Annotated in this window: 11 protein-coding genes and 1 pseudogene; 7 read left to right on the top strand and 5 right to left on the bottom strand. The window is 72.9% G+C overall.

Translation table 11 applies throughout. The features are described from left to right. The first annotated feature begins 17 nt into the window (after positions 1 to 17). Positions 18 to 2306 (top strand): accessory Sec system translocase SecA2, encoded by a 2289-nt coding sequence (gene secA2, locus RB614_RS30205; protein ID WP_308716083.1) that lies wholly within the window; start codon positions 18 to 20, stop codon positions 2304 to 2306. Positions 2307 to 2566: 260 nt separating this feature from the next. After that, positions 2567 to 3946: a dihydrolipoyl dehydrogenase gene (gene lpdA, locus RB614_RS30200; RefSeq protein WP_308716082.1), complete on the top strand. Its 1380-nt coding sequence runs from the start codon at positions 2567 to 2569 to the stop codon at positions 3944 to 3946. Here the strand turns inward: lpdA and RB614_RS30195 are convergent. Further along, positions 3936 to 4394: a class I SAM-dependent methyltransferase gene (locus RB614_RS30195; RefSeq protein WP_308716081.1), complete on the bottom strand. Its 459-nt coding sequence runs from the start codon at positions 4392 to 4394 to the stop codon at positions 3936 to 3938. The two genes, lpdA and RB614_RS30195, sit on opposite strands and share 11 nt — an antisense overlap. A 65-nt stretch (positions 4395 to 4459) precedes the next feature. Between RB614_RS30195 and RB614_RS44385 the strand changes: the two are divergent. Then, positions 4460 to 4762 (top strand): annotated as a pseudogene (locus RB614_RS44385) (STAS domain-containing protein); the annotation flags it as partial. Positions 4763 to 4848: 86 nt separating this feature from the next. Here the strand turns inward: RB614_RS44385 and RB614_RS30190 are convergent. From RB614_RS30190 to RB614_RS30180, 3 genes are read right to left on the bottom strand one after another with little or no spacing between them, the layout of a single operon-like run. Continuing rightward, positions 4849 to 5802 (bottom strand): DUF3500 domain-containing protein, encoded by a 954-nt coding sequence (locus RB614_RS30190; protein ID WP_308716080.1) that lies wholly within the window; start codon positions 5800 to 5802, stop codon positions 4849 to 4851. Positions 5803 to 5818: 16 nt separating this feature from the next. Beyond that, complete coding sequence (locus tag RB614_RS30185; RefSeq protein ID WP_308716079.1) at positions 5819 to 6610, bottom strand: ABC transporter permease; 792 nt, start codon at positions 6608 to 6610, stop codon at positions 5819 to 5821. Beyond that, positions 6607 to 7494 carry an ABC transporter ATP-binding protein gene (locus tag RB614_RS30180; protein WP_308716078.1) on the bottom strand — a complete coding sequence of 296 codons (888 nt, stop codon included), beginning with the start codon at positions 7492 to 7494 and terminating at the stop codon, positions 6607 to 6609. Before RB614_RS30180 ends, RB614_RS30185 begins: the two co-directional genes overlap by 4 nt. Before the next feature lie 151 nt (positions 7495 to 7645). Between RB614_RS30180 and RB614_RS30175 the strand changes: the two genes are divergently transcribed. The 3 genes from RB614_RS30175 (at position 7646) to RB614_RS30165 (ending at position 10433) form a co-directional block, all read left to right on the top strand. Beyond that, positions 7646 to 8878, top strand: a complete 1233-nt coding sequence (locus tag RB614_RS30175) for a sensor histidine kinase (protein ID WP_308716077.1) — start codon at positions 7646 to 7648, stop codon at positions 8876 to 8878. Further along, positions 8857 to 9561, top strand: coding sequence for a response regulator transcription factor (locus tag RB614_RS30170; RefSeq protein ID WP_308716076.1), 705 nt, complete (start codon positions 8857 to 8859; stop codon positions 9559 to 9561). The genes RB614_RS30175 and RB614_RS30170 overlap by 22 nt, the downstream gene beginning before the upstream one ends. A 116-nt stretch (positions 9562 to 9677) precedes the next feature. Beyond that, positions 9678 to 10433, top strand: coding sequence for a hypothetical protein (locus RB614_RS30165; protein WP_308716075.1), 756 nt, complete (start codon positions 9678 to 9680; stop codon positions 10431 to 10433). 13 nt (positions 10434 to 10446) lie between these two features. Here the strand turns inward: RB614_RS30165 and RB614_RS30160 are convergent, their stop codons facing one another. Further along, positions 10447 to 11115, bottom strand: a complete 669-nt coding sequence (locus RB614_RS30160; protein WP_308716074.1) for a DUF305 domain-containing protein — start codon at positions 11113 to 11115, stop codon at positions 10447 to 10449. 182 nt (positions 11116 to 11297) lie between these two features. Here RB614_RS30160 and RB614_RS30155 point away from each other — a divergent pair, with 182 nt between their 5' ends. Further along, complete coding sequence (locus RB614_RS30155; protein ID WP_308716073.1) at positions 11298 to 12716, top strand: LVIVD repeat-containing protein; 1419 nt, start codon at positions 11298 to 11300, stop codon at positions 12714 to 12716. The last annotated feature ends 17 nt before the right edge of the window (positions 12717 to 12733 follow it).

The following is a 12733-nucleotide window of genomic DNA, read 5'->3' as shown; positions in this document are numbered from 1 at the left end:
TAGTACCGTTGCCCACCATGGGTGTGTCGCAGCGGTTGAAAAGCAGGATGCAGCGCTTCCTCCAGCGCCCGGGTACCACGGTCGACCTCGGCCCGCTGGAAAAGCTGCTCCCCAAGATCGGTAGTCGTGCGGAGGAGCTGGCCGACCTCAGCGACTCCGAGCTGACCGAGGCGGCCGCCGAGGCCACCGACTACGTGGACATCTGCGCGTTCGGGCGGGAGGCGGCCCGGCGCGGGCTCGACCAGACGCCGTACGACGTGCAGCTGCTCGGCGCGATGGCGCTGCTCTCCGGCAAGGTCGCCGAGATGGCCACCGGTGAGGGCAAGACGCTGACCGCCGCGATCGCCGCGTACGGACACGTGCGCCGCGGCAAGGGCCCGGTCCACGTGCTCACCGTCAACGACTACCTCGCCCGCCGCGACGCGCTCTGGATGGCGCCGGTGTACCGGCTGCTCGGCCTCACCGTCGGCTGGGTCACCGAGGCGTCCAGCCACGACCAGCGCCGCGCCGCGTACGGCAACGACGTCACCTACGTCTCGGTCAGCGAGGCCGGCTTCGACTACCTGCGCGACCAGCTCGTCACCGACATCGACGACCGGGTGCAGCGCGACCTGGCCTGCTGCATCGTCGACGAGGCCGACTCGATCCTGATCGACGAGGCCCGCGTGCCGATGGTGCTGGCCGGCACCGTTCCCGGCGAGCAGGACCCGGTGCACCAGGCGGCCGCCCTGGTCAAGGGCCTGGTCAACAAGCGGCACTACGAGATCGCCGACGACGGGCGCTCGGTCGCGCTCACCGACAAGGGGCTCCAGGCCGTCGAGGCCAAGCTGGGCGGCATCGACCTGTACGCGGACGAGAACGTCGAGCAGCTCTCCGCCGTCAACGTCGCCCTGCACGCCGAGGCGCTGCTGCACCGCGACGTCGACTACATCGTCCGCAACGGCGCGGTCGAGCTCGTCGACGAGATGCGCGGCCGGGTGGCCCAGCGCCGCCGCTGGCCGGATGGGCTCCAGGCGGCCGTCGAGGCCAAGGAGGGGCTCAACGCCACCGCCGAGGGCGAGGTGCTCGACACGATCACCGTCCAGGCGTACATCGCGCTCTACAAGACGCTCTGCGGCATGACCGCCACCGCGGTGCTGGTCGGCAACGAGCTGCGCGAGTTCTTCAAGCTCGAGGTGGCGGTCATCCCGCCCAACACGCCCTGCGTCCGGGTGGACGACCCGGACCGCATCTACGCCACCCGGGCCGAGAAGGAGGAGGCGCTGATCGAGGAGATCCGCCTCACCCACGAGGTGGGACGCCCGGTGCTCGTCGGCACCCTCGACGTCAAGGAGTCCGAGCAGCTCGCCGCCGGCCTCACCGCCGCCGGCATCCCCTGCGTCGTGCTCAACGCCAAGAACGACGAGGAGGAGGCGGCGATCATCGCCGAGGCCGGCACGTACGGCGCGGTGACCGTCTCCACCCAGATGGCCGGCCGCGGCGTCGACATCCGCCTCGGCGGCAGCGACCAGGCCGACTACGACCGGGTCGCCGAGCTGGGCGGCCTGTACATCATCGGCTCCGGCCGCCACGACAGCCGCCGGGTGGACGACCAGCTCCGCGGCCGCTCCGGCCGGCAGGGCGACCCCGGGCACTCGGTCTTCTTCGTCAGCATCGAGGACGAGCTGGTCGTACGGCACGCGCCCGAGCTCATCCCCGCCTCGCCCAAGATGCACGCCGACGGCCTGGTGGTGGACGACCAGGTCACGTACGCGGTCGAGCACGCCCAGCGGGTCGCCGAGGGCGTCAATCACGAGATCCACCGCAACACCTGGCGGTACAGCGTGGTGATCGAGCAGCAGCGCATCGCGCTCGCCGAGCGGCGCGAGCGGCTCCTCACCACCGACGTCGCCGCCGATCTGCTGCGCGACCGCTTCCCGGACGAGACCGAGGAGATCGACGACGAGCTGCTGTCCCGGGTGGCCCGCTCGATCGCCCTCTTCCACCTCGACCGGCTCTGGGCCGAGCACCTGGCCGAGCTCAACGAGGTCCGCGAGGGCGTACACCTGCGCGCGCTGGGGCGGCTCGACCCGCTGGACGAGTTCCACCGCTCGGCGGTGCCCGCGTTCAACGACCTCTTCCCGAAGATCGAGCAGCGGACGCTGGAGACCTTCGAGACGATCGAGGTGACCGAGGACTGGGAGCCGGCGCGCTCGGAGATGGTCCGCCCCTCGGCCACCTGGACCTACCTGGTGCACGACAACCCGTTCGGCTCCGAGCTCGACCGCCTGATCTCCGCCGTGGGCCGCCGCCTGACCTCCCGCTGACCACAGCTCCCACCCACCCGCCGCCTTCGGCGCGAGCGTCGCTCGTGCTGCTCCGCACGGCGCGCGCCCGTCGTGGGCGGCCTGACGCCCAAAACCGGTCGCCGCGGGGCGATCGTGGTATCCCGGTGCCCCTCCGAGGGCACCTGGATACCACGATCTCAACGACCGCCCGGCCCGGCGGGGCCGGTCGACGGGCGGCGGGCGAGGGCGGGGGCGGGGTTGGCTGGTTGTGATCTTCCCGTTCGCGGGAGGATCGGTCCATGAGCGAGCACTTCAACGTCGTGGTGCTGGGTGCCGGGCCGGGTGGGTACACCGCCGCGGTCCGGGCCACCCAGCTCGGCCTGTCCACCGCCGTCGTCGAGGAGAGGTACTGGGGTGGGGTGTGCCTCAACGTCGGCTGCATCCCGTCGAAGGCGCTGCTGCGCAACGCGGAGCTGGCGCACATCTTCACCCAGGAAGCCAAGACGTTCGGCATCCAGGGCGGGGTCACCTTCGACTACGGCGCCGCGTACCAGCGCAGCCGCAAGGTCGCCGACGGCCGGGTCAAGGGCGTCCACTACCTGATGAAGAAGAACAAGATCAGGCAGTACGACGGCCGTGGCGAGTTCGTCGACGCGCACACCTTGCGGGTGGGTGACGAGACGGTCACCTTCGACCACTGCGTCATCGCGGCCGGCGCCACCACGCGGCTGCTCCCCGGCACCTCGCTGTCGTCGCGGGTGGTGACCTACGAGGAGCAGATCCTCTCCGACGAGCTGCCGAGGAGCATCGTGATCGCCGGGGCCGGCGCGATCGGCGTCGAGTTCGCGTACGTGCTGCGCAACTACGGCGTCCAGGTCACGATCGTGGAGTTCCTCGACCGCCTCGTGCCGCTGGAGGACGAGGAGGTCTCCGCCGAGCTCGCCAAGCGCTACCGCCGCCTCGGCGTCGACGTGCTCACCTCGACCCGGGTGGAGTCGATCGAGGAGTCGGACGGCGGCGTGCGGGTCACCGTCTCGCGCGACGGGCAGCGGCAGGTGCTCGAAGCCGACAAGGTGCTCCAGGCGATCGGCTTCCAGCCCCGCGTCGAGGGCTACGGCCTGGAGAACACCGGTGTACGCCTCACCGAGCGCGGTGCCATCGACGTCGACGGCCGCTGCCGCACCAGCGTCCCGCACATCTACGCGATCGGCGACGTGACCGCCAAGCTGATGCTGGCCCACGCCGCCGAGTCGATGGGGATCGTGGCGGCCGAGACCATCGCCGGCGCGGAGACGATGGAGCTCGACTACGTGATGATCCCGCGCGCCACGTACTGCCAGCCGCAGATCGCCAGCTTCGGCTGGACCGAGGCGCAGGCGCGGGAGAAGGGCTTCGACGTCCGCGTCGCCAAGTTCCCCTTCACCGCGAACGGCAAGTCGAACGGCCTCGGCGACACGGTCGGCTTCGTGAAGGTGCTCAGCGACGCCCGGTACGGTGAGCTGCTCGGCGCACACCTGATCGGGCCGGACGTGACGGAGCTGCTGCCCGAGCTGACGCTGGCCCAGCAGTGGGACCTGACGGTGCACGAGGTCGCCCGCAACGTACACGCGCACCCGACCCTGGGCGAGGCGGTCAAGGAAGCCATCCACGGCCTGGCCGGCCACATGATCAATATGTGACGGCCGGCCCCGTCGATGGGCACCCCTCCCAGGACAGGGCGGCGCCGGCCGCGTAGCGGGCGTGCCGGCGCGCGTCGGCACGTTCGCCCAGCCTGGCCGACGGTCCCGGCAGGCCGTCGTCGGGCATGTGGTCGGCGTTCACGAAGACGCCGCCCGGCCGCAGGGCCGCGCGGATCTCGCCGTAGAGCTCCGCCAGGCGCTCCGGGGCCAGCCAATGCAGCGCCGTCGCGGTCAGCACCGCGTCGAAGTCGCGGTGAGGCAGCGACGCCAGCCAGTCCCGGGTACGCAGGTCGGCCGTCACCACCGCCGCCCCGGCACCCAGCGAGCCAGTCGCGATGTGGCGGAGCACCGGGTCGAGGTCGAGCAGGGTCGTGGTGGCCTCGGGGAACCGGCGTAGCACGCGCAGCGAGATCGACCCGGTGGTGGTTACCGCACGGGTGGCTGTCACGGCGTAAGTGTGAGAACGCGCGGCCGGGGGTACCAGAGACTTTGATCACCGTGGAGGAGGCTGCGATGACGCTCGCGCGCGACGGTCTGGGCGAGACGGGTGACGGTCCGGGCGGGACGAGTGGCGGTCTGGGCGAGGCGGGCGGCGGAGAGGTGGGCGGCGTTGCCGTGATCCACCTCGAAGGCGACCTGGACATGCGGGCCGAGGAGCGCGTGGTGGCCGAGATCGAGGCGGCGCTCGCCGGCCCGCCCCGCGAGGTCGTGGTGGACCTCTCCGCCGTGCCGTTCCTGGACTCCAGCGGCATCCGCGCGCTGCTGCGCGGGCGCGAGGCCGCCCAGCGCCAGGGGGCACGGATGTGCGTGCGAACCCCCGCCGCATCGTCGAGGAGGTCCTGCGGATCACCGGAGTGGCCCCCCTCTTCGGGCCGCCCTGACCGTCCCCGCCCCCGGTCGGGTCAGGCGTGGTCGGCGGCGCGGTGGGCGGAGAGGACGTCGCCGCCGAAGTCGCCGTGCGGGCGGCGCAGCACCGTGTGCGCGTGGTTGCCGTCGTCGCTCGTGTTGTCGTACTCGATGAGGAGGTCTTCGCCCTGGACCCGGTAGTAGTGCCGGCCGCCCGGCCGGGTCGGGCCCTCCCACGCGAACCACTGCTCGCCGCTCGCGATCCGCGCGTACTCCCGCCCGGCCAGCTCCGGCCGCAGCCGGTCCAGGTAGAGCGTGACCAGCCGGTCCAGCGCGGCCCGGGCGCCCGGCCCGAGGCGGCTGGCGGCCACGCCGCGCGGCTCGATCGGTTCGCCGGCGGTCGGGCTCGTGGCGGTGCGGATGTCGGCCGGGGCCAGGTCGGCGACGATCGCGGCCCGCCGGTCGGCGCCGGACATCGCCTCCAGCAGCGCGCGGGCCAGGTCCTCCTCGGCGGCGAGCGGGCGCAGGACGGTGCCGCCGGCGTACCCGACGCGGTGCGGGTTGGCGCCCAGGAAGATCGGGGCGGGGGAGACCACGCCGTCCGCGACCGTCATGGTCACCGAGACGTGGTGCCCCTCGAACCGCCAGCCCCACGGTCCGTCCCGCCCCGGCTCGCCGAAGACCGCCACCCAGTAGTCGTCGCTGTGCCGCCCGCGGGCCCACCCCTCGCGCCGGTCGAGCACCTCCTCCAGGGCGACGATCGCCATCGCCTGGGCGTACGCGGGCGGGCTCAGCGCGGTCGCCAGCAGCCGGTGCGCGGCCTTGCGGGCGGTGCGGTCCAGGTCGGCCAGGCAGGCGCCGGGGCGGGGGCGCGGGCGGTACTCGATCCAGCGGCGCGCGGCCTCGTCGGTGAAGGGCCGCGACGCGAGGGAGCGCTGCTCGCCGCCGAGCGCGGCCAGCAGCGCCTCCGCCGCCTCAGACATCTCATCGGGTACGCCGTCAGCAGCCATTCCCCCTGTATACCGCCTACGACACCTCGCGCCGCAGGAGTCGCACCAAACCTGCCGCCAGGGGCACCACCACCCAGAGCCCCACGGAGGCGGCGAGCTTGGCCCAGTCCGAGCCGGCCATCGCGTTCTCGGTCAGCGGCATCGACGTGACGCTGAGGTCGAGCCACTGGGCGGGCGTCTTCAACGCGCCGACCAGGCTGGTGAGCACGCTCCACACGGTCGGCAGCAGGAAGTAGAGGACGATGGCGAGCGGCGAGTTCATCAGCAGCATGCCGAACGCCACGCCCATGGTGATGTTGACGACCTGGAAGAGCGCGGCGCTGCCCAGCGCGCCGACGGTCAGCTGCCAGCTGCCGTCGCCGTCCGCGAAGGCGATGCCGGCCAGGTTGCCCAGCGCGGCGAAGAACAGCCCGGCGACGACCGAGGCGGCGGCCAGCACCACCCCGGCGAGGAGCTTGGCGGCGGCGACCCGCTCGCGTTCGGGCACCAGCGTGAACGTGGTGAGCGCGCCCCGCTGCGTCCACTCCCCGGTGACCGCGAGGATGCCGATCACCGGCAGCAGCACGCCGGACGGGAGGAGCGTGATCTGGAAGAACCCGTAGAACGTCCGGTCCGGCGGGTCGGCGGCGAAGAGCACGACCGTGACCAGCGCCGCGTACCCGAGGGCGGTCAGCGCCAGCAGCCAGAACCCGGCCCGCGTGTCGGTCATCTTGCGTAGCTCGACGAGGGTGAGCCGGCCGATCGACGGGCGGCCGACCTCGACATGGGTGGGCGTGCGGACCGGCGCTTCGACAGTGGCGGTGTTCATCGGGCTGCTCCGTTCGCGGTGAGTTCGAGGAAGAGCTGCTCCAGCCCGGCGCCGTCGGCGGGGCGGAGCTCCAGCAGCACGAGCCCGGCCGCGGCGGCGGTACGCCCCACGGTCTCCGCGTCGGCCTGGGCGACCAGCGCGCCGTCCGGGGTACGGGTGGCGGCCACGCCGGCCTCGGCCAGGGCGAGCTCCAGCTTCTCCGGATCGAGGCCGCGTACCCGGACGCCGCTGCCGGCCAGCAGCTCCTCCTTGCTGCCGTCGGCGACGACCCGGCCACCCCCGATGACCACCAGCCGGTCCGCCACCGCCTCCACCTCGCGCAGCAGGTGGGAGGAGAGCAGCACGGTGCCGCCCCGGTCGGCGAAGTCGCGCAGGACGGTACGCATCCAGAAGATGCCCTCCGGGTCCAGGCCGTTGGCCGGCTCGTCCAGGATGAGCACGCGCGGGTCGCCGAGGAGGGCGTGCGCCAGGCCGAGGCGCTGGCGCATGCCGAGCGAGTACTGGCGGACCCGCTTGCGGCCGGCCTTCGCGTCCAGCCCGACGAGGTCGAGCAGCGCGTCCACCCGGCCCCGGTCCACCCCCATGACCTGCGCGGCGAGGGAGAGCGTCTCGCGGCCGGTACGCCCCGGGTGCTGGGCCGAGGCGTCCAGGAGCACGCCGACGCGGCGGCCCGGGTTCGGTAGCCGCCGGTACGGCACGCCGTCGACCGTCGCCGCGCCGCCGGTGGGCGGGGTGAGGCCGCAGATCATGCGCATGGTCGTGGACTTGCCGGCGCCGTTCGGCCCGAGGAACCCGGTCACCGTGCCGGCCTCGCAGCGGAACGACACGCCGTCGACGGCCGTGTGCGGGCCGTACCGCTTGGTCAGGTGCTCCACACTGATCATGCGTCCAGCCTGCGGCTCCCGCCGGTACCCGCGCGTCGGCCCGCGGTCGGCCGGCGGGTGACCGGAGTCGGTTACCGCGCGACCGAGGTCTACGGGCGGCATTCGACTTTGGTCGGATGCCCGGGGCCGCGACGGGTCGTACCATTTGATCATGGTTGGTGCGGTGACGCCCGAATACCGTGCGCTGCTGCCCGGCGCCCTGCTGGCGGAGCCGTACCCGGAGGCCCGCGGGCCGGTGCGGCGCACGGCCCGCGACTGGGTCGTGGACGTGGTCTTCTTCCTCTTCTCGGTGATGCTGGCACTCCTGCTCGCCGCGTACAGCTACGAGCGCGGCATCGACGAGTTGCGGACCACCCTCGACCTCGCGGTCGGCCTGCTGTGCTGCCTCGGGCTGTGGGCGCGGCGGCGCTGGCCGGTGGGGCTCGCCGTCGCCGTCACGGCCGCCGGCCTCTGGTCCGCGACCAGCGTCGGCGCGGCGATCGTGGCGTTCTTCACGGTGGTGGTGCACCGGCGTTTCGCGGTCGCGGCGGCGCTGGGCGTGGCCGGGTTCGCCGGCGGGTTCGTCTTCCCGCTGCTGCGGCCGGAGTGGTCCAGCGACCCGTACTGGGTGGACATCGTCTGGGCGGCCGTGGTGACGCTGCTGATCCTCGCCTGGGGGCTGGTGGTCCGGGCCCGCCGCCAGCTCGTCCACTCGCTGCGCGACCGCGCCCACCGCGCCGAGGCCGAGCAGCGGCTGCGCGTGGCCCAGGCCCGCCAGGCCGAGCGGGCCCGCATCGCAAGGGAGATGCACGACGTGCTGGCCCACCGGATCTCGCTGCTGAGCCTGCACGCGGGCGCGCTGGAGTTCCGGCCGGACGCGCCGGCGCCGGAGGTGGCCCGTGCCGCGGGTGTGATCCGGGCCAGCGCGCACGAGGCGCTCCAGGAGCTGCGCGAGGTGATCGGCGTGCTCCGCGACGACCCGGCCGACGAGGCCCCGGACCGCCCCCAGCCGACCCTCGCCGACCTGCCCGGCCTGGTCGACGAGTCGCGCGCGGCCGGCATGCGGGTACGCCTGGACCGGCGGGTGGACGACCTGGCCGCCGTGCCGGTGGCGGTGGGGCGCAACGCGTACCGGATCGTGCAGGAAGGCCTGACGAACGCCCGCAAGCACGCGTACGGTTCCACTGTGGACGTGATCGTGGCCGGGGCGGCCGGCGACGGGCTCTCGGTCGAGGTGCGCAACCCGTGGCCGGTGGGCGTGCCGGCCGGGCCGCCGATCCCGGGCACCGGCACCGGCATCGTGGGGCTCACCGAGCGGGCCACGCTCGCCGGCGGGCGGCTGGAGCACGGGCGTACGGCCGGGGGCGACTTCCGGCTCTGGGCGTGGCTGCCGTGGCCGGCGTAGACCCGGGGGAGGCGCCCGGCGGCGCGCCGATCAAGGTGTTGATCGTCGACGACGACGCGCTGGTCCGGGCCGGCCTCGCGATGATCCTCGGCGGCGCCACCGACATCGCGGTGGTCGGCGAGGCGTCCGACGGGGCGGAGGTGGCCGCCGCCGTCCGCTCGTACGCGCCGGACGTGGTGCTCATGGACATCCGCATGCCCCGCCTCGACGGGCTCGCCGCCACCGAGGCGCTGCGCCGCCGCCCGGAGCCGCCCGAGGTGATCGTGCTGACCACGTTCCACGCCGACGAGTACGTGCTGCGCGCGCTCCGCGCCGGCGCCAGCGGCTTCCTGCTCAAGGACACCCCGCCGGCCGAGATCCTGCGCGCGGTGCGCCGGGTGGCGCTCGGCGAGCCGATGCTCTCGCCCGCGGTGACCCGCCGCCTCATCGACCACGTGAGCGACAGCGGCGCCGACGGGCGGCGGCGGCACGCGCTGGCGCTGCTCGCCCGGCTCAGCGACCGGGAGCGGGAGGTCGCCGTCGCGGTCGGCCAGGGCAAGTCCAACGCGGAGATCAGCGGCGAGCTCTACATGAGCGTGGCCACGGTCAAGGCGCACGTGTCCCGGGTGCTGACCAAGCTGGAGCTCAACAACCGGGTACAGGTGGCGCTCCTCGCCCACGACGCCGGCCTCACGCTCCCCTGAGCCGAGCCGCGCCGGGCCGGGCCGCGCCGGGCCGCGCTTTCGCCAGGCGCCGCGTGGCGGCGTGCGGGCTGGTCCCGTCCGCGAAAGGCATCGAGGTATGTAAGAATATCGACGTGATGACGAGGCTTGTGGCCGCCGCGGCCGGGGTGCTGCTGTTGTTCGTCGCGCCGGCCGCGGCGCCGGCCCACTCCCGGGGCGGGTGCGCCGACCGCTTCCTGTTCTGCGAGGACTTCGAGCGGCTGCCGCTGGGCGGGGCCGCCAGCCTCGAGTGGGGGATAGACACCAAGCACGGCACCCTCACGGTCGAGCGCCACCGCGGCGACCGCGTCCTGCACGTGCACACCGAAGGCAACGGGCGCGCGTTCCTCAAGGTGGACGACTTCGCGCCGCCCGGCAACAGCTTCTACGGCCGGGTCCGGCTGCGGGTCGCCGCCTTCCCGACCGCGCCGGACTGGGCGCACTACACGCTGGTCGAGGCGACCGGCCAGGGTCCGGAGATCGTGCGCCCGCTCGGCGGCCAGTACGTGCCCACGCTGGACCGCGCCCTCTGGGGCGTCGGCGCCGACGGCGGCCCGACCGGTGACTGGACCAACTGGCGCGAGTCCGCGCCGTCGGTCGCCGGCCGCTGGCAGTGCGTGGAGTGGCGCGCCGACGCGACCGACAACCGCGTCGAGGTCTGGATCGACGGCCGCCCGCGGCCCGACCTCACGGTCACCACGACGCAGCACGGTGGCAACCCGGTCGACTTCGTCTTCCCCCGCTTCGACACCGTGAAGATCGGCTGGCAGCTCTACCGGGGCGACCCGACCCCGGCGGCGTACGACCTCCTGCTCGACGACGTCGCCCTGTCGGCGACCCGGGTCGGCTGCTGAGCCGCCGCCCGGCCTACAGCGGGATCTGGCGCATCCGGGCGATCTCGGCCTGCTGCTCGGCGAGGAGGCCGGTGGCCATCTCGCCGACCCGCTCGTCGCGGCCGGAGTGCAGCAGGTCGGTGGCCATCGCGATGGCGCCCTCGTGGTGGGCGACCATCATGTCGACGAACCTCGCGTCGAACGCGGCGCCCCGCAGGCCGGCCAGGCCCTCGATCGCCTCGGGCGACTGCATGCCCTTCATGCCGGCGTGGCTGTGCCCGGCCTCGTCCGCGCTGAGGTCGCGCGCCTTCAGCCAGGCCTGGAAGACCGCGATCTCCGACTTCTGCGCGGCGGTGATGCGGGAGGCGACCGCGCGGATCTGCGGGTGCCCGGCCCGGTCGGTGGCGAGGGCGGCCATCTCGAGGGCCTGGGCGTGGTGCGGGATCATCATCCGCACGAAGGTGGCGTCGGCCTCGTTGTAGAGGCTGCCGTCCGGGGCGGGGAGCTGGTCGGAGGGGATCACCGAGGCACTCTCGCCGGGACGTCCGGGCACGACCACCGGTACCGGCGAACCGGTCGGGCTCGGCGACGCGCTCGCCACCGGCTCGCCGTCCGGGCCGGCCGCCCGCACCCCGAGGGCGACCGCGACGCCGGCGACCGCCACCACGACGGCGGCGACGATCGCATACCCCCGACGGCTCATCAGCCCCTACCTCCGAAAACGCGTGCGTCGCCGGCTCCAGACCGGGTGCCGGCGATCGTATATCGCTAGGATGACCATCAAAGTGACGGGTGTCACATCGACGGTTACGATGCCTCGGTAAGGTGTGCACCAATCTGGCGCCCTTTCGGCCGTGAAAGGGCTCTGAAAGACGGGGTATTTCCATGTTCAGATCCGCCCCACAAGGGTTACGGCGGCTCGGTGCCGTCGCGGCCGCCGCGTTCGCCCTCACGCTGGCCGTCGCGGCCTCCGCCTCCCCGACCAGTGCCCAGTCGCCGTCCACAAACGAGATTCCGGGCGTCGACGAGATCGTGAGCAGCGGCAACATCCGCCAGCTCGCCAACGTGCCGCTGTCGGGACCGCTCGCCGGCGGCATCAACTCCGACATCGCGTTCCAGGGGAAGTACGCGTTCGCCGGCAACTACAACGGTTTCGCCGTCTTCGACGTCAGCCGGCCGAGCCAGCCCCGGGTGGTCACCCAGGTGGCCTGCGTCGGCGGCCAGGGCGACCTCAGCGTCTACGGCAACCTGCTCTTCATGTCGGTCGACGCCTCCCGCAGCGACGACTCCTGCACCAGCGTGTCGCAGCCGGCCTCGGTCAAGGAGTCGTGGGAGGGCATCCGCATCTTCGACATCAGCAACGTGCGCAGCCCGCGCTACGTGAAGTCGGTCGAGACCAACTGCGGTTCGCACACCCACACCGTGGTGCCGGGCAAGGACCGCAAGACGGTGTACGTCTACGTGTCGTCGTACTCCCCGTCGGCCTCGTTCCCGGACTGCCAGCCGCCGCACGACCTGATCTCGATCATCAAGGTGCCGGTCAAGCGCCCCACCCAGGCGGCGGTCGTGGCGACGCCCAACCTCTTCCCGGGCGACACCGGCAACCCGCCGGGCGGGCCCAGCGCGCAGACCACCGGCTGCCACGACATCACCGCGTACCCGCAGAAGGACATCGCCGCGGGCGCGTGCATGGGTGACGGCATCCTGCTCGACATCAAGCGGCCCGAGTCGCCCCGCGTGATCACCCGGGTCCGCGACACGGTCAACTTCGCGTTCTGGCACTCGGCCACGTTCAACAACTCCGGCACCAAGGTCGTCTTCACCGACGAGCTCGGCGGCGGCGTCGGGGCGGAGTGCAACGACGCGATCGGTCCGGACAAGGGCGCCGACGCGATCTACGACATCGCCGGGTGGGGCGACCACCGGCGGCTCGTGTTCAAGAGCTACTACAAGATCCCCCGGGCGAACGCCGACACCGAGAACTGCGTGGCCCACAACGGCTCGCTGATCCCGGTGCCCGGCCGCGACGTGATGGTCCAGGCGTGGTACCAGGGCGGCATCTCGGTCTGGGACTTCACCAACTCGTCCCGCCCCAAGGAGATCGCCTACTGGGAGCGCGGCCCGCTCTCGACCGAGAGCCTGGTGCTGGGCGGATCGTGGTCGGCGTACTACTACAACGGCCACATCTACTCCAACGACATCGTGAAGGGGCTCGACGTCCTGCAGGTGCGGGACTGGCGGCTCTTCGGTGCCGAGTTCAACCGGTTCGACGTGCTCAACGCGCAGAGCCAGCAGCGCTACTGACCCACGTACCAGGCGAG

The organism is Phytohabitans maris (assembly GCF_031085175.1).
Classification (GTDB): Bacteria; Actinomycetota; Actinomycetes; order Mycobacteriales; family Micromonosporaceae; genus Phytohabitans; species Phytohabitans maris.
This window is presented reverse-complemented; position numbering and strand designations above follow the sequence as displayed.